This is a genomic window from Mucilaginibacter aureus, assembly GCF_053514885.1.
Window position 1 is genome coordinate 5,188,439 of sequence record NZ_CP170601.1, and the last position, 18,079, is coordinate 5,206,517.

An 18,079-nucleotide genomic window follows, 5' to 3' on the forward strand; every position below is an offset into this window, starting at 1 on the left:
AATTGCGATGTAAATGTTAAATGTGGTTATTTAATAGTTAAGGTTTGTTAAAGCATTTTGCTGTTAACGGTAACTATTTAATTTTTGTCGTGTCTTATAACCGAAATCGCTTCAGTATCGCAATCCTATATGAAATACATTTTATCCGTTCTGTTTATACTTTTATTTTCGATCAACCGGTCGTCGGCACAAGCGCCTGCAACTCCTAAAATGGAGATCAAGGGTATGGTTACCGACTCGGCTACCAGCAAGCCTATGCCTTTTGTTACCGTGATCTTAAAAGCACCGGGCAGTAACGTTCCCATCAAATCAAGTTTAACCAAGGATAACGGCAGTTTTGATATCACCAATGTTACCGCGGGTAAATACCAGCTTGCAGTAACCTCGTTAGGCTATAAAGCTAAGCTGATCAATCTTACCGATGCTGTTGATGGTGTGGTTGATGTTAAAAATGTACTGCTGTCGCCATCAACCGGGCAGCTAAAAGAGGTTTCGATAGTTGAGGCCAAACCATTGATCAAACAGGAAGTAGACAGGATAGGCTACGATGTACAGGCCGACCCGGAAAGCAAGGCGCAAAGTGTTTTGGATATGATGCGCAAAGTGCCCTTACTGTCTGTTGATGCGAACGACAATATCAAACTAAAAGGTACCGGCAATTACAAGATCCTGATCAATGGCAAAGAGTCGGCATTAATGGCCAAAAACCCATCGGATGTTTTAAAATCGATGCCTGCTACCAATATCGAAAAGATAGAAGTGATTACCACGCCACCTGCAAAATATGATGCTGAGGGCCTGGCGGGTATCATCAACATCATCACTAAAAAGAACGCCGATCAGGGTTATAACGGCAGCATTAATACACGCTTCAATTCGGTATTTGGCCCGGGCATCAACCTAAACGGAACTGTAAAACAAGGCAAATTCGGTCTGTCGGGATATATAGGTTACGGCAGCAACGGCAGTAACGATAACTCTAACGGCAATACACAAAACTTTACAGGTACACCTGTTTCGATAGAGCAATATGCCGATAGCCATGCTACCGGCAATAACCATTATGGCAATGCCGAAATGAGCTATGAGATCGATACCTTAAACCTCGTTACAGCCTCGTACCAGTTTTATGGCGGCGACTTTGACCAGACAAACAACCAGTATTCAAATACCTTTAACGGCAGCCAGATAACCGAGCAGTATAATTTAAATAATGATGGCAATTATAATTACAAGGGATCAGACGCGGCCATTAATTACCAATTGGGCTTTAAACGCAATAAAGATCAACTGCTTACCTTATCGTACAAGTACAGCTACTCGCCCAATACGCAGTTAAATACCAATGTTGTTCATGACGTTGTTGGCCAAAGCGGGTTATCAAACTATCAGCAGTATAATGATGCCGGTAACAAAGAGCACACCGTTCAATTGGATTATGTGCAGCCTATCAATAAAAAGTTAAACTTTGAGGCTGGCGGTAAAACCATTTTGCGCAATAACTATAGTGATTACCGAACCAGCGCCCAAAACCCCATAACTGATGCTTACGATTATAAAACACAAGCACATAGTTTTAATTATCACCAGGATGTTTACAGCTTTTATAACTCGTATCAGCTTAAGCTGGAAAAATGGACAGCCAAAGCAGGCGTACGTGTAGAGCACACGCAAATCAATTCTGATTCAACAGCGGGAGCATCGGCTATCGATCGGGCATATACCAACGTTATCCCATCGGTATCGGTGCAGCGGAGCTTTAAGAGCAGTAGTGTAACATTGGGTTTTACCCAGCGTATACAAAGGCCGGGCATCTATCAGTTAAACCCGTTTGTTGATGCAACCAATCCAAAATTCATCACCACGGGTAATCCTAACCTGCAACCCGAACTCAACAACACTTTCCAGCTCACGTACAGTAACTTTAAGAAAAACGCCCTCACGGCCGGGCTTAGCTACGCTTTTTCAAATAACTCTATCCAAAACGTAAGCTATGCAAGCACGCGTACCGTGGGCGGTGTTACCGATACCATTACAACAACGACGTTTCAAAACCTGGGCACTAACAAAACCTTAGGGCTTAATATCAATTATAACCTGAGCACCATTAAAAGATTCAGCTTAAGCATTAACGCGCAGGTGCAGCATGTATGGCTAAAGGGTACCTATGGCGGCAGCCTGTATTCAAATGATGGTTACGGCGGAAACGCTTTTATTAACATGGGTTATAAGTTTGATAAAGGTTACCGCTTAGGTTTTAACGGTGGCTATTTTATTGGCGATGTTAACCTGCAGGGCCGTAATGGCAACTACCTGTATAACTCGTACGTAGCGGGTATTGATGTTTTGAAGAAAAAAGGCACCATATCCCTGGTAGCTAATAATCCCTACAGTAAATACTTTACATCGCACTCAACAACCAATACTGCAACCTATTACCAGGATTCATATTACAGTTATCGTTACGCCAGCTTTGCCGTCAGGTTAAATTATAGGTTCGGTAAATTAAACAGTAATATCAAACAAAACCAGCGTGGTATAAATAACGACGATACAAAAAGCGGTGGCGGTAGTAAAAGCAACTCAAATTGATATTTTTGCTGTATGAAAGTATACGGCATCACCAACTGCAACACGGTTAAAAAAGCGCTCGACTGGTTAAAAGCTAACCATGTAGCGTATGAGTTTCACGATTTTAAAAAGCTGGGCATATCTGCCGATAAACTGGCAGAATGGAGTGCAAAGGTTGGCTACGAAAAACTGATGAACAAACAGGGCCTCACCTGGAAACAGCTTGACCCAACGGTTAAGGATAGCATTACCAGTGAGCAAGCCGCTTTTGATCTGCTGCAGCAAAAAACAAGCATTATCAAGCGCCCGGTTATTGAGGATGGCGATTTTTTGTTCTTTGGTTTTGATGAGGCGGTATATGCCGGCCATTTTACAACAGCCTAAGTAACATTTATTTTACCAAGAGAAAAGATTACTAAAATATATTCATATTTAGAAAATATTTTAGTTAACTGATCTCTCAACACAATGAATTACAAACTTATTTTGGGTTTGGCATTGGCATGTTTTGTTAACGTAGCCACAGCCCAAACCACTCCCCCTACCAAAACGCCCGACACCCCCAATCGTGCGCGCCAGAGAGGCGGATTTAGAAGACCGCGTGTAGCACCTTTTCAGGAAGACAATACGCCAGCCACCAATTATGATTACCATGCGCTTTGGAAACCTTTTTTCTACACCAAAAATGGCACGGAATTTCGCGCTGCTGATGGTCAGCAAGGCCCAAAATACTGGCAAAACCGTGCCGACTATGTGTTAAGCGCTAAAATAGATACTGCAGCTAACCAGGTTACCGGCACCGAAGTACTGACCTATACCAATAATAGCCCGCAAAAACTGGGGTTTATTTGGATGCAATTGGATCAAAACCTGTTCAAGCTCGACTCGAGGGGTAACAAACAAGTGCCGCTGGTGCGCGATTCAACAACGAACGTTATTGCACAATCAAGCCGCAACTGGGGCCAGGGCCAGGTATTTGATGCCGGTTACAAGATCAAATCGGTTAAAATAGTAAGCGCAGCTAAGGGCAAACCAACAACCGAAACTACTACCGAATACCTGATCGATGATACCCGAATGCAGGTTTTTTTACCTGCGGAGTTAGCAGCTAATGGTGGCCAGTTAAAGTTAAAGATCGAATACTCATTCACCTCGCCCGATTACGGATCAGACCGGATGGGAATTATCCTGCAAGGCAACAAACCTGGCCAGTCTAAAAACGGCAAGATATTCCAGATGGCGCAGTGGTACCCGCGGATGTGTGTGTACGATGACCTGCAAGGCTGGAATACTTTGCCTTACACCGGCGAAAGCGAGTTTTACCTGGAATATGGCGATTTTGATATCAACATTACCGCTCCCGCAAAAGACATCGTAGTATGTTCGGGCGAGTTATTGAATGCAAAAGACGTATATACACCCGAGCAGCTAAAGCGCTGGGCATTAGCCGCGCGAAGTGATAAAACGGTGATGATCCGCACTGCTGATGAAATTCACCAGGCTTCATCCCGCCCCAGCGGAAAAAGTGAACTGACCTGGCATTTCCAGATCAAAAATGCCCGCGACGCATCGTGGGGAGCATCTGCAGCATTTATTATTGATGCTGCGCGGATCAACCTGCCGAGCGGTAAAAAATCACTGGCGATATCGGCTTACCCGGTTGAGAGCGCCGCAGCACCAAATGCACAGGCCCCTGCACCGGGCCAGCGCCCTGCCGGCGGCCAGTGGAGCCGCGGTACCGAAATGATCAAGGCTTCCATTGAGTATAACTCAAAAAAATGGTTCGAGTTTCCTTACCCATGTGCTACTGGCGTTGCCGGTAAAGCTGGTGGTATGGAGTATCCGGGCATTGTATTCTGTAGCTTAGGCGGCGGCTGGGGTGTTATCGACCATGAGTTTGGGCACACCTGGTTCCCGATGATCGTAGGCTCGAACGAGCGCCTTTATGGCTGGATGGACGAAGGCTTTAACACTTTTATCAATACGCTTTCAACCGCCAATTCGTTAAACGGCGAGTTTAACCGCCCTGCACCGGGCCCTGATCGTTTGGTAGGTACCTGGAACATGTTTACCCGCCCCGGTTTGGAGCCGGTATTGAGCAACCCTGATAACCTGAAAGAAGCCAACAACGGTACTTTATTGTACAGCAAGCCAAGCGCCGGCCTGGTTTTCCTGCGCGAAAATATATTGGGGCCGCTGCGTTTTGACTATGCGTTTAAAACCTATATCAAACGCTGGGCATTTAAACATCCATCGCCCGACGATTTCTTCCGTACCATGGAAGCAGCATCCGGCGAAAGCCTGCAATGGTTTTGGCGCGGATGGTTCGAAAATAACTGGCGGTTAGATGTTGCGGTACGTGCCGTAAGGTATGTGGACAACGATCCTGCAAAAGGCTCCATCATTACCATTGATAACCTTGAAAAAATGGCTATGCCGGTGGTACTCGAAATTAAAACCGTTAGCGGTAAAACCGAGCGTGTAAACTTTACTGCCGAAATTTGGGAGCGTAACGTAAGCTGGTCATTCAAGTATCCGTCAACAGAGGCTATCGAATCAGTTACCTATAATCCGGATGGCAAGCTACCCGATTACAATCCATCAAACAATGTTTGGACAGCTAAAAAATAAGGCGTAAAGCCAGATCATCCCCTCGCCCCGAAAGTTAACTAATTAGCTTTCGGGGCGATTTTTATTTATAACTTGCATTAAATATTACCTAAACATGCTATCGATTGCCCACCAGGTTTTTTTAGAAGTTGCCGCTAACTTAAGTTTTTCAAAAGCGGCGCAGGTTTTATTTATTACTCAACCTGCCGTAAGCAAAAATATTAAACTGCTTGAAGACATGTATAAAGTGCCCCTTTTTGAACGTAAAGGCGCCAGTATATTGATGACCGAGGCAGGCACCATACTCTATAAACACCTGCTCAAAGCAAGCGAAATACAGCGTGAAATTGAGTACAACCTATCCATTTTAAGCAACGTATCAAACGCTTCGGGTCATTTACGTTTAGGCGCCAGCACCACCATAGCGTTATATATACTGCCTTCCATCCTGTCAAACTTTCAGCGCGAGTTTACTGATGTGGACGTACAGCTGGTAAACCGAAACTCCGAATATATTTTAAACGCCCTGCTTAACCACGAGGTTGATGTTGGTATTATCGAGGTTGAAAATAAGCTGACTACGGTATCATATCAACCTTTTATGAGCGACGAAGTAATACCCGTTTGCTCAGCCAAAAGTCCGCTTGCAGGCCATAGTCTTACCTTAAAAGAACTATGCAAAACACCCTTAGCTTTACGCGAACGTGGCTCGGGCACACTTAATGCGCTTACCAAAGCCCTGTTGGAGCACAACATTAAACCATCCGACCTATCGATTAAAATTCGCCTTGGCGGGACGGAAGCTTTAAAGAACTTTTTACTGGCCGATCAGTGCCTGGGCTTTATGCCGCGCCCATCAATAGTACGTGCGCTGGCCGAAGGCGACCTGGTTGAAGTCCCCATCGATGGACTTAAAATCAGCCGCGACTTCTTTTTCATCCGCCGCAAAGGCACCGAAGACTTTGGCCTAACCAGCAATTTTATTCAGTTTGCGATGAGATCGTGATCATAGATCTCACCTCTCTCTAAAACCCATAATATATCCTGATACCGTGTTGGTATGGTATTGAACCCTGGTACGATACACCATAGTCCAACCTGAAAAAGAAGCGTTGTATGCCTATGTAAAACTCCGTGTAATTGTGGTTATCACCGGGTTGTGTCAAGTAATTGGCACCGATGATCTCATCAAGCTTAAGCACCCGTACGCCGGGGATCTTGTTAAAAAGATATCCGGAAAAATTGTGCTCAAAATGTCCTTCCAAAAAACTGGTGGAATTATAGACATAATATGGCAAAAAGTGAAAGCTGCCTATTTCGGGTGTAAAGGTTAAACCCTGGTTGCCTTTAAACTGCTTATAATCCGGATAGATCAATGCCGATGCGTTAAAAAAGTTGCCGGCTTTAAACATAAACGATGTATAGCCGTAAATGCCTGTTTTAACCCGGTTTTGTATCACTTGTACCTCGCCGTAATCGTAATCAACATCCGAGCCTAACATGTCTTTAATGCCCTTGCGGTAGGTAACCTTAATTTGCGGATACCTGGATGGGGCATCAAACCGGCCCGCGGGCGTGGTGGTATATTCCTGCATAAAGGTATACGTGGCCGATACCTTAAGCGTAACAGCATTATTTTCGGCAAAAAGTATAGGGTAATCTGTAAAAGGTGTTATCGGGTTATTTGATGTAAAACCTGTACTTTGAAAGGAGAACGTGGTATTGTTAACTAATGCATTACGTTTGGCATACTCCAGCTGACCATCAAGCAACAGGCCGCGGGCAATATCATGCTGAAAACCAAATCGGGCATAGCGGCTACGGTAAAGCTTTAAGGCATTATTTTTAAAAAACAATGTCCCTAAAGTATTTACAAATTCACTTACCGATGCTTCGCTGTTCAGGTCGAGAATATCGCTGCCAAAGCCCCCATAAACTGTGGCGCGGCTTAAAGCATTATAGGTATAACTGGCGTTAATATTAGCATTGAGCAGGCTATTGGCAAAACCGTACCGCAAATTGGGGGTTATGGAATATTGCTTGCCATACCCAAACTGCTTGTTATACGTTGGCTTAAAGTTGATAACCCATCCTTCAACGGTATTATAAAGTAGGGTTTCGTACAGCGGTGGAAAGCTGAGTGTTGTTTTACGGCGATAGTTGATCACCGAATCGACAAAAAACACATAACTCACCGGACTAAATTTATTGTGCGCGCGCTGCATAGAATCGAGGTACGATTCGGATTCCTGTTTTTTAGCAATAGCATCTTTCAGTTTATAATTACGGGCTTCATCTGGCGTTAAGGGCACGGGGCGGTTTTGTGCCCAGTAAATCGAATCGCGGGCGGCGGTATTTTCGTCAATACGCACCACTTCGCCATTAAAAAAATCGTCGGCAAATTTAGGGTCGAGGTTATAATCGCTGTAAGTGCCCAGTATATAGCCGTTAAACTTAAAGCCAAAGACATCGCCGCTAAAGGTAAACGCTACCGATGCGGGCTGCCACACATCGTTTTGCAGGTTAATGTATTGCTGGTTAATGTTCAGTGTATCAACCAGGTTAATACCCGCTTTTTTTGTAACATATAAATGCGCGTTGTAAATGCGCCAGTCGCCATCGGTAATATAAATATTGCCGGCAAAGGTTGACCCATGCACCAACTTGGGTATTACCTGTATCTTGTAGATCAGCCGGTCGTTTTCAGTAGCAGTGCCCAAAAATTTGTAATCGTAGTATTGAAGAGCCCTATCCGCAATAGGCGATATAAAACCACGCGGATTTAGCCCTTCAATATCAAATATGTTTTTGTAAAAGTTAACCTGCAAGTCGGCAGCGCGGTTAAAGTTAAAGGCGTTGTTGTTACCCGCCGCTTTTGATGAGACCATGATCTCTTTATACCGGTGCGGCCCGCCGTAATTAAACTGTGACTGCGATTCGGACAGGTACAGTATGCCTTTGCGGTTGGTATCCAGCATCAACTGCCTGGCTACGTAAGGGTTTAACAAACCTTTGGGTGCGCTGATGAGCTTTTGCACCCCCTTGATGTACACGTTGCACGAGTACTCTTTGGTTTCATCGAGATAGGTTGAACGTTTGCTGATCGCGTTGCGGATGATGGTATAAGCCGGGTCTTCGCCGGTATTGGCAACAGGTTTAAGCTGGTAGTCTTCTTTTTGCAGTTGAACGGTGTGCATATCGGCTGTAGCAGTAACATCTTCTATCAATTGCTTATAACCAATAGCTCTGTAAATAAGCTGGTGCTTCCCTGGGTTTAGCTTAAGCTGATAGATGCCGTTGGTATTACTGCTGGTACCCTGTGTTGTGCCTTTAACATACACCGAAGCAAAAGCAATTGGGTCGCCCAATGGGCTGGTTATTTTACCAGTTATTGTAACCTGTTGTGCCGATGCAATAATAGCTGTGAACAAGGCAAAACACAGCAATAACTTCTTTTTCATATAGTTTAATGCTTATATAAGTCATTTTGGTTAAAAAAGTTTCAATAGAGTATAAATAGCGCTCATACAATCATTAACCCTTTGCGGGGATGTGGTAGCTATTGTTTAATTTTGCAGTAGTTAAACTGACTAACCATTATGTACAATACCCTGAAACCCGTACTTGAACAGGAACTTGCCGAAATTGAAAAAGCAGGCTTATACAAACGCGAACGCGTTATTACATCGCCTCAAGGTGCCGATATTACTGTTACCGGCGGCCAGCATGTCATTAATTTTTGCGCCAATAACTATTTAGGCTTATCGAGCCACCCAAAAGTTATTGCGGCCGCTAAGGCAGCAATAGATACACATGGCTATGGTATGTCGTCTGTCCGTTTTATCTGTGGTACGCAGGATATCCACAAGGAGCTGGAGCGCAAACTATCGGAGTTTTTAGGTACCGAGGATACCATACTCTATGCCGCTGCTTTTGATGCCAACGGTGGTGTGTTCGAGCCGTTGTTTAACGAGCAGGACGCCATTATATCCGACGAACTGAATCATGCCTCCATTATTGACGGCGTACGTTTATGTAAAGCGCAGCGTTACCGCTACAAACATGATGACATGGCCGACCTGGAAGTTAAACTGCAGGAAACACAGGGCTTACGCCACCGTATCATCGTTACCGATGGCGCTTTCTCGATGGATGGCACGGTAGCTCAACTGGATAAAATTTGTGCCCTATCCGAAAAATATAACGCACTGGTGATGATAGACGAAAGCCACTGCAGCGGCTTTATGGGCAAAACCGGTCGCGGCACGCATGAGCATTGCGGCGTAATGGATAAAATAGATATTATTACCGGCACACTGGGTAAAGCGCTGGGTGGCGCATCTGGCGGGTTTACATCCGGCAAAAAAGAGATCATCGACCTGCTGCGCCAGCGTTCGAGGCCTTATTTGTTTTCAAACACCCTGGCACCGTCTATTACCGGGGCATCAATAGCGGTAATAGATATGCTGAGCGAAACCACCGAACTTCGCGACAAGCTGGAAAAAAACACCCAATACTTTCGCAAAGCCATGACAGATGCCGGTTTTGACATCAAACCGGGCGTACATCCTATCGTGCCGGTTATGTTATACGATGCCAAGCTATCGCAAACCTTTGCCGCTAAAATGCTGGAAGAAGGTATTTATGTGATCGGTTTTTATTATCCGGTAGTTCCGCAAGGCAAGGCACGTATCCGTGTGCAGATATCGGCGGGGCACGATACCCACCATCTGGATAAAGCTATTGCCGCCTTTACCAAAGTGGGTAAAGAGCTGGGGGTGATTAGATAATAATTATATTTGCGTGAGTAGATTCTGATTCCAATAAATAGTTTTAACCCGCTACGTGGCCAAACAATTTTTAAATACATTACAGTAACAACAATTAAACATAATGCTGCGGATATTGAATATGATTTACGGTAGTTAAGCGTTATTCTGTTTTAATTATTCAAAAATACATGAAACGTTTAACCCCTTTATTTTTATTAGTATCCATATTAGCCGTATCGCAAACCTGCTTTGCGCAGAAAAAGAAGATCGTAGATGATATGTACGGCAAGGATACCAGCGATGCTCCGCGCCGAACCATTGTTAACGAGAACAAATTTAGTGTAAAAGATTTTGTGAACGGTTACCTGGTAATGCCCGATGATAGTTTGCAATATGGCTGGGTACGCTTTAACGGCAGCGTTGCCATTTTTAAAGACACCCTTACAAACAAGGTAAAACGCTATGGCCCGAAGGATATTAACGGCTTTGTAGCGGGTACAGATACCTTTAAGGTAATGGTTGATACCGTGGTGCTCGAGTCTAACCCTTATTACCGCGGTTATTATGGCAACCAGATATTTATCAATACCCAGTTTGCCCAGCAATTGATGTATGGCAATAAGCTTAGCCTGTACAAATCGGTAAGGCAATACCCCAATATCAACAATTTTGGCGGCTATGGTTACAATCCTTACCGTTATTATCGCGGTGCCGATGGTACTATTAGTCAGGACGCATTATATTTGCAGCGTAAAGATCAGTGGGGCTTTACTTACATACCAACAAACAAGCGTGATTTTAAAAGGCTGATCATACGCTATGTGGCCGATGATCGTGCTTTGGTGCAGGATATTAACGCCGGGCGCCTAACCTACGACGATTTAGACGAAATTGTAAAAAGATATAATGATACAAACTAAAATAGACCAGTACACCGCCGAAATAACGGCATTCGCGACAGCTAAAGCCGACGAACTGGAAGCATTCCGTATTAAATACCTGGGCACCAAAGGCTTGATAAAAGACCTTTTTGATGATTTTAGAACGGTAAGCAGCGAAGAAAAACGTGTATTGGGTAAAGTGCTCAACGAATTTAAGCAAATGGCCGAGGCCAAATACAACGAGCTGAAAGAGAATTTCAATGCTGAAACCGAAAATTCGAAATCCGAAATTGATCTAACCCTTCCCGGTGAAGGTATGGCTGTTGGTTCGCGCCACCCTTTATCACTGGTACGTAACGAGATAGTTGATATTTTTAAACGCTTAGGCTTTGTGGTTGCCGAAGGGCCGGAGATAGAGGATGACTGGCATAACTTTTCGGCACTCAATTTCCCCGAAGAGCACCCTGCCCGTGATATGCAGGATACCTTTTTCATCAAAAAGAACGAGGGTAATGATATTGCCCTGCGTACACATACCTCATCGGTACAGGTACGCATGATGGAAGCCGGTAAACCGCCTTTTCGTGCTATTATGCCGGGCCGTGTTTACCGTAACGAGGCTATATCGGCACGCGCGCATTGCTTTTTTCACCAGGTTGAGGGTTTGTATGTTGATGAGAATGTATCCTTCAGCGATTTAAAGCAAACGCTTTACCACTTTGTACAGGAGCTTTACGGCGAAGGCACGCAGGTACGTTTCCGTCCGTCGTACTTCCCGTTCACCGAACCATCGGCCGAAATGGATGTATCATGTACCATTTGTAAAGGTGCGGGATGCAATATGTGCAAATACAGCGGCTGGGTTGAGATACTGGGTTGCGGTATGGTTGATCCTAACGTTTTGGAAAACTGCGGTATCGATAGTAAAAAATACACCGGCTTTGCGTTTGGTATGGGTATTGAACGTATTACCAATTTAAAATATGTAATACGCGATCTGCGCTTGTTTTCAGAAAATGATGTCCGCTTTTTAAACCAGTTTAAAACAGAGGTTATTTAGGCTGTTTTAGCTGATAATGTATATACGTTTTATAAAAATCCGCAGGGGGCTAATAAAACGTATTTAGTAAAATTGGCTGGCATTTCGGTAGTTCATAAATTAGGGATACTTTTATGCTTGTGTTAATGAAAAAATATTGGGCCATAGTGTTGGTTTTGTTGTGTTGGAGTTGTGGTAAAAGTAACCAGGGCTATATTCCGGATGTACCGGTAAGTTTTAACTCCCCACTGTCCGATCCGCGTTTGGCGGCGTTGAACAGTTACGGCGGGGCAGTTTTAATTACCGGTGGCGTGGCCGGTATTATTTTGTACCGGCAACCCAACGGCGGTTATGCTGCTTATGACAGGTGCAGCAGTTACGAACCCGAAAAAAAATGCGCCGTTACGCTGGATAGTCCAACATTAACCGTAACCGATCCGTGCAGCGGGTCGAAGTTTTCGTTAACAGATGGTTCGCCGGTTAAAGCGCCGGCAACACGCTCGTTAAAAAGCTACACGGTTAACATTGGTAATAATGAAATATCGGTATACAACTAATAAATGGAAGTTGATAAAATAAAAGAGAGCATCAAAAAAGCTGCTCAGGAATTGTTCAGGAAATTTGGTTACCATAAAACAAGCGTAAACGAAATTGCACGCCGGGCTAAAATTGCCAAAGCCACTATTTACAAATACTTTGAAAGCAAGGAAGATGTTTTGCACGCCTTGCTGATGGACTATATTAAAGTGAGTGTTGACGACCTGATACACAATTACAATAACCAGATGGACGAGGAAACGCACCTCACCAACCTGATCATGAAAACCAGTCGCTTAAGCTATACCATTTGTAACGAATTTATTGGCTGGGATTTTATCCGCGAAAGCACCAACAGCCAGGATTTTTTAAAGAGCCTGAGCAACGAACTGGAAGAACTGCTCATCAGTTCGTTCACCAAAGTAAGCGATTTTCGTAAAGATGAAACTTATCCGCAGCGGTTACGCTTCCTTATCAAATCCAGCAAAAGCATTGTATTCAGTTTTGCCTTTACTTCGGTAAGCGACTCGGATGTGCGTAAAAACTTTGTATCCTTTCAAAAAGAAATATTGCCTTATCTGGTTAAGGCGGCTTTGAAATAGTTTCTTTGGATCAAAGATAAAGCAACAAGGAATAAAGACCGTTTAGGCATTATTGCCAATATTCTGTTATTTTTTATATTTGGTTAAAAAATCAGAACATGCCTTTTTCTTTTCTGAACGGTTACTCTTATTATTATATCCCGGTATTGTTACAAGCATTTTGCTGTTTCCATGCTTACAGGCGCGGTACGCTTAACAACTGGATCTGGATGATCGTATTCCTGCCGCTAATCGGCTCGATCATTTACCTTTTTTCAGAAGTGTTTTCGACACGCGGCGTACGCCGGTCAAAAATAGATGTTGGAGCTATTGTTAATCCGGGTGGTAAACTAAAAAAGCTTGAGAGTGAGTTGCGTTTTTCGGATACTTTCGCCAATAAGATCAGGCTGGCCGATGCTTACCTGGCAGCCGGGCAACTTGATAGCGCTCAGGAATTATATGAAAATGCGTTAACAGGTTCATTTGCTGATAATGAACATGGCTTGTCACAACTATTGGTTATTTACTATAAACAGGAACGTTACACCAACGTTATCGACATTGCGAAAAAGATAAACCGGTCGCAAAAGTTCCCCAAGTCAACCGCCCACCTGCTTTACGCCCAGGCACTGGAGCATACGGGTAACCTGGAAGCCGCCGAAAAAGAGTTTAAAGCAATGAAGGGCCGCTACTCGTGCTTTGAACAACGCTACGAATATGGTTTATTTTTGAAGCGTCATAACCGCCCCCAGGAAGCCGAACGCATCTTTAATGAGATATTGGATGAGGTGCCTCAACTAAGCTCAATGGAACGCAAAGGTGCACGTGCCTGGGCAGCCAAAGCCAAACTCGAAGTGCGCGATCTGGTGAGCTAACACCCCTTCTGTCCAACTTTCAACAACCTACAGGATTTCTATTTTATTATGTTTCAAAAAATTTATTTGCATATCTGAAATATCTTTAGTTGCTTTGAATTGCAAAGTACTTTAAATAACAAGAAGGCGCTTTGTATAACAGCTGGAAGTAAGTCCGGCTATTTTTTGAAATAATAACTCTGAAATACAAAGTACTTTATCATAATCAAACCATAAAACACCATGACCGAACAAATTGAAAACCAACCATCACAAGTTAAATGGTATCAAACCATTCTGTTTAAATTAGGCATCATTACAGCTATTGTACTGGTGCTGCTTATTCCATCATCTTGGATACAAAGCCTGATAGACGAACGGGCAGCTACCCAGCAGGCGGTTACGCAAACCGTATCCGACCAATGGTCGGGCAGCCAGTTAATACAGGGACCGGTGCTTGTTATCCCTTACAAAAAACAGCTTACCGAAGTAAATGATAAGAAACAAAATGTTACCCGAGAAGTAACGGAATACGCCTATGTATTGCCCGAAGACCTGGGTATCAAAGCCACTGTAAAAACCGAATTGTTTCATCGCGGAATAATTGATGTAACAGGTTATACCTCAAAAATCGCCGTACAGGGAAGCTTTAACCAGGCGGCTATTACAAAATTGGGTGTAGACCCCAGCCAGGTAGTTTATGATAAAGTGAGAATGGTGTTTAGTTTATCAGACCTTAAGGGTCTGATAAACAACCCGACTGTAAAAATTAACGATCAAAATTATGCACCCGAACCGATTTATGGCAATAACTCACCTTACGAAAAAGGTTTACAGGTAACCTTTGCCATGCCAAAAGGAGATAACCTGAACTTTAGTTATAACCTGGACCTGAAAGGCAGTAACGAGCTTAACTTTTTCCATATCGGTAAAACTACCGATGTGGAAGTTAGCAGCGATTGGAAAAGTCCAGGGTTTGATGGCAAGTACCTGCCAAATAGCCGCAACATAAGCGCAAACGGTTTTACTGCTAAATGGCATATGTTGTATTACAACCGCCCTTTCCCACAACAGTGGCTTAATGACGATAGCCTGCTTACCGGCAAAAAAGCTAAAGACGAAGCTGTATTTGGAGTAAGGCTGCAATTGCCGATTGACCAATACCGCGAAACCACCCGGACAGCTAAATACGCCATTCTGATCATCCTGTTAACTTTTGTATCGTTGTTTTTAACCGAGCTGATCCGTAAGCAGCGCATCCACGTATTTAATTATATACTCATTGGTGCAGCCATGATCGTTTATTACACTTTGCTCCTTTCGTTTTCAGAGCACATGGGGTTCAGTATTGCCTATTTAATTGCTTCGGCATCTACTATTGCACTTATATCTTGGTTTACGGCATCGTTGTTAAACAATAAAAACATGGCCGTATTGTTCGGCAGCATCCTGGGCACCTTTTACGGATTTATATATGTGCTTGTACAATTGGAAGAACTATCACTGCTGGTAGGCAGCATAGCACTATTCATTATTGTTGCCGTACTCATGTATTTCTCACGTAAGATCAATTGGGATAAGCACTAAACAAACTCTTTAACGCAACCGGTAATGGTACCGGTTGCGTTAGAGTTATAACATATCTATAACATATTGAGAGTATTAAGGTAAAGCAATCTTTTGTTAAACTATCACATTCTAAATTCTTAACTTATGACCATGGATAATCACATCGAAAATCTATATTTCAAATCGAAAAAGATTTCATTAATCGCGTTGGCGGTAACGGCTATCATTTGCTCCAGGGCATTGTTTTTCTTTTTTAATGATCCTGAAGGCCCGAATCTTTTAATAGTTGTAGTTTTCGCACTGGGTGTGTATTTGTTATCTGCAGCGGCTTATGTATTTGCACCTTACAAAACAACGGGTATTAAGAGGCTTTCGGCGGCAATTTGTATCCAGATACTTGCGGTTACTGGTCTCTATTTTTGTATGAAATAACTTTCACTTAAATATAGAAGGGGGTTAAGTGTTTGATTGTTCCAGTTACGGTGTTACAAACGTCAACCTTTATAATCAATCGGTCTGATATTATACCGAAGGATGAAACAACCTTACGATTTAACATAAATTTAACATAATTATACCAAAATCAAATTTGGTTTTTAGTTTAATTTTTATTATGCTTGCATAACATTAAATTCAAATGCCATGAGTCGCGAATTGAAAGATTTTTCAACCCTGATAGATGAGCGCTTTGAATTAGCTGACACAAACGAACCGGAAGGATTTTGGGATTTTATTATTTGTTTGTTCATCTAAATCGGGCCTCGCGCTAATCCCTTTATACTCTCTGCACTGGGGACGTGGCAATTTTGTGCCTCTATTTTAGCAAATCCGATATTTCAGGTTAACTTTGCAGCCGCATGAGGACCTACGCTGTAAAAGAGAAAAAAATAATAGAAAACATTACCATTATCGACATTGCCGAAGAAGGTAAAGGTGTTGGTAAAACCGACGACCTGGTGGTTTTTGTAGAAAAGGCCATCCCTGGCGATGTGGTTGATGTTGAGGTTTACCGCAAAAAAAAGAACTTCGCCGAAGCTAAGATCATCAACATGATCAAGCCATCCGAGTATCGTACCCAACCCTTCTGCCAGCATTTTGGTGTTTGCGGCGGCTGTAAATGGCAACATATGCAATACGATGCACAACTAACCTATAAACAAAAGTCGGTTACGGATGCCTTACAGCGACTGGCCAAAGTTGAACTGACAGGCATGGTGCCCATTCTTCCTTCAAAATACACCAGCTATTACCGTAACAAACTGGAATACACCTTTAGCAACAAGCGCTGGCTGAACGACGGCGAGATCCGCACGGATGACACCGATATGAATGCTCTTGGCTACCATATCCCGGGTCGCTTTGATAAGATACTGGATATTGAGCATTGCTATCTGCAGGCCGATCCGTCAAATCCTATCCGCAACAGCGTGCGCGAATATGCGCTCAAATATGGCCTGAGCTTTTACGATGTACGTGAGCATACTGGTGCTTTGCGTAACCTCATCATCCGTACCTCCTCAACAGGCGAGCTGATGGTGATCGTCGTTTTTGCTTATGCAGATGAACAGCAGATTGAAGGAATGATGCAGTTTGTTGGTGATAAATTCCCACACATTACCTCCCTGTTATACATCGTTAACCAAAAAAAGAACGATACTATATTTGACCAGGACGTGGTTACCTATCGCGGTGCCGATCATATCCTGGAAGAAATGGAAGGCATCAAATTCCGCATCGGGCCGAAATCATTTTACCAAACCAACTCCGAGCAGGCCCTGCACCTGTACGAAATAACGCGCGATTTTGCAGGATTTAAAGGCAATGAACTGGTATATGATTTATATACCGGCGCAGGTACCATTGCCAACTTTATAGCCGCTAAGGTAAAACAGGTGGTTGGCGTTGAATATGTGCCGCAGGCTATCGAAGATGCTAAGGTAAACTCGTTTATCAATAACATTACCAATACCCAATTTTATGCCGGTGATATGAAGGATGTGCTTAACGCAGATTTTGTAGCCGAGCACGGTAAACCTGATGTGATCATCACCGACCCGCCGCGTGCAGGTATGCACGCTGATGTGGTTGCACGATTAATGGAAATTGAAGCCGAAAAAATAGTTTACGTAAGCTGTAATGCCGCCACTCAGGCCCGCGACTTGCTGATACTGAAAGAAAAGTACGATGTGGTAAAAATACGCCCTGTCGATATGTTCCCGCAAACACAGCACGTTGAAAATGTGTTGCTTTTACAATTAAGATAATGGATCCCGAAGAACTACTCAACGATAACGGCGAAAACGAAGCCAAAAAGGATAGTCCGCTAAAAAGCCTCGAGGCCGACCTGAAAGTATATGCCGAATCGATGCGCGAGGTTGCCATCGAAATTATGGTGGAAGGTATCAGCCTCTACCCTATCTTCATCGCCCACCAGCACGAAGTTAAGCTGGGCGAAGTGATATTGGACCGCATTGAACTGAACACCAACTGGACCATCAACGCATCAACTCTCGAAGAATTTATTGAGGCTGGTGTAATTAAGGCACAATTGAAAGATCGCTTTTTAAAAACCTATAAAAAGCCCGAAGATTTTATGTGCGTATTTGCCATAGTACCCGAGGGGGCTAATTTTATATTTTTCCCTTACGCCAAAAATTAATTTTTA

General features: G+C 43.5%; 15 protein-coding genes. 14 read left to right on the forward strand and 1 reads right to left on the reverse strand.

Annotated elements, in window-relative coordinates; translation table 11 throughout:
• Window positions 1-129: 129 nt before the first annotated feature.
• The 4 genes from ACFGVR_RS22365 (at window position 130) to ACFGVR_RS22380 (ending at window position 6,187) form a co-directional block, all read left to right on the forward strand.
• Window positions 130-2,592, forward strand: coding sequence for a TonB-dependent receptor domain-containing protein (locus ACFGVR_RS22365; RefSeq protein ID WP_448699890.1), 2,463 nt, complete (start codon window positions 130-132; stop codon window positions 2,590-2,592).
• 12 nt (window positions 2,593-2,604) lie between these two features.
• The gene (locus ACFGVR_RS22370) at window positions 2,605-2,955 is read left to right on the forward strand and encodes a Spx/MgsR family RNA polymerase-binding regulatory protein (protein ID WP_448699891.1); all 351 of its coding nucleotides are present in this window, start codon (window positions 2,605-2,607) and stop codon (window positions 2,953-2,955) included.
• A gap of 84 nt (window positions 2,956-3,039) precedes the next feature.
• On the forward strand, window positions 3,040-5,202 hold the full coding sequence (locus ACFGVR_RS22375; RefSeq protein ID WP_448699892.1) for a M1 family metallopeptidase: 2,163 nt from the start codon (window positions 3,040-3,042) through the stop codon (window positions 5,200-5,202).
• A gap of 94 nt (window positions 5,203-5,296) precedes the next feature.
• Window positions 5,297-6,187: a LysR substrate-binding domain-containing protein gene (locus ACFGVR_RS22380; protein WP_448699893.1), complete on the forward strand. Its 891-nt coding sequence runs from the start codon at window positions 5,297-5,299 to the stop codon at window positions 6,185-6,187.
• 19 nt (window positions 6,188-6,206) lie between these two features.
• Here ACFGVR_RS22380 and ACFGVR_RS22385 read toward each other — a convergent pair whose 3' ends face one another.
• The gene (locus ACFGVR_RS22385; protein ID WP_448699894.1) at window positions 6,207-8,642 is read right to left on the reverse strand and encodes a DUF5686 and carboxypeptidase regulatory-like domain-containing protein; all 2,436 of its coding nucleotides are present in this window, start codon (window positions 8,640-8,642) and stop codon (window positions 6,207-6,209) included.
• Between the two features lie 138 nt (window positions 8,643-8,780).
• Here ACFGVR_RS22385 and kbl point away from each other — a divergent pair, with 138 nt between their 5' ends.
• The 10 genes from kbl to ACFGVR_RS22435 all read left to right on the forward strand — a co-directional run bounded on the left by kbl (window position 8,781) and on the right by ACFGVR_RS22435 (window position 18,073).
• Entirely contained in the window at window positions 8,781-9,971 is a 1,191-nt protein-coding gene (gene kbl / locus ACFGVR_RS22390) for a glycine C-acetyltransferase (protein WP_448699895.1), read from the forward strand.
• A 170-nt stretch (window positions 9,972-10,141) separates the two neighbouring features.
• The gene (locus ACFGVR_RS22395) at window positions 10,142-10,873 is read left to right on the forward strand and encodes a hypothetical protein (protein WP_448699896.1); all 732 of its coding nucleotides are present in this window, start codon (window positions 10,142-10,144) and stop codon (window positions 10,871-10,873) included.
• Window positions 10,860-11,894, forward strand: a complete 1,035-nt coding sequence (pheS, locus tag ACFGVR_RS22400) for a phenylalanine--tRNA ligase subunit alpha (RefSeq protein ID WP_448699898.1) — start codon at window positions 10,860-10,862, stop codon at window positions 11,892-11,894. The genes ACFGVR_RS22395 and pheS overlap by 14 nt, the downstream gene beginning before the upstream one ends.
• Before the next feature lie 125 nt (window positions 11,895-12,019).
• Window positions 12,020-12,430: a Rieske (2Fe-2S) protein gene (locus tag ACFGVR_RS22405; protein WP_448699900.1), complete on the forward strand. Its 411-nt coding sequence runs from the start codon at window positions 12,020-12,022 to the stop codon at window positions 12,428-12,430.
• Between the two features lie 3 nt (window positions 12,431-12,433).
• Window positions 12,434-13,012 carry a TetR/AcrR family transcriptional regulator gene (locus ACFGVR_RS22410; protein ID WP_448699901.1) on the forward strand — a complete coding sequence of 193 codons (579 nt, stop codon included), beginning with the start codon at window positions 12,434-12,436 and terminating at the stop codon, window positions 13,010-13,012.
• Window positions 13,013-13,110: 98 nt separating this feature from the next.
• Window positions 13,111-13,866, forward strand: a complete 756-nt coding sequence (locus ACFGVR_RS22415) for a tetratricopeptide repeat protein (RefSeq protein WP_448699902.1) — start codon at window positions 13,111-13,113, stop codon at window positions 13,864-13,866.
• Between the two features lie 222 nt (window positions 13,867-14,088).
• The gene (gene creD, locus ACFGVR_RS22420; protein WP_448699903.1) at window positions 14,089-15,432 is read left to right on the forward strand and encodes a cell envelope integrity protein CreD; all 1,344 of its coding nucleotides are present in this window, start codon (window positions 14,089-14,091) and stop codon (window positions 15,430-15,432) included.
• 132 nt (window positions 15,433-15,564) lie between these two features.
• The gene (locus ACFGVR_RS22425; protein ID WP_448699904.1) at window positions 15,565-15,846 is read left to right on the forward strand and encodes a hypothetical protein; all 282 of its coding nucleotides are present in this window, start codon (window positions 15,565-15,567) and stop codon (window positions 15,844-15,846) included.
• Window positions 15,847-16,271: 425 nt separating this feature from the next.
• Window positions 16,272-17,678, forward strand: a complete 1,407-nt coding sequence (gene rlmD / locus ACFGVR_RS22430) for a 23S rRNA (uracil(1939)-C(5))-methyltransferase RlmD (RefSeq protein ID WP_448699905.1) — start codon at window positions 16,272-16,274, stop codon at window positions 17,676-17,678.
• Entirely contained in the window at window positions 17,678-18,073 is a 396-nt protein-coding gene (locus ACFGVR_RS22435; RefSeq protein WP_448699906.1) for a hypothetical protein, read from the forward strand. Before rlmD ends, ACFGVR_RS22435 begins: the two co-directional genes overlap by 1 nt.
• The last annotated feature ends 6 nt before the right edge of the window (window positions 18,074-18,079 follow it).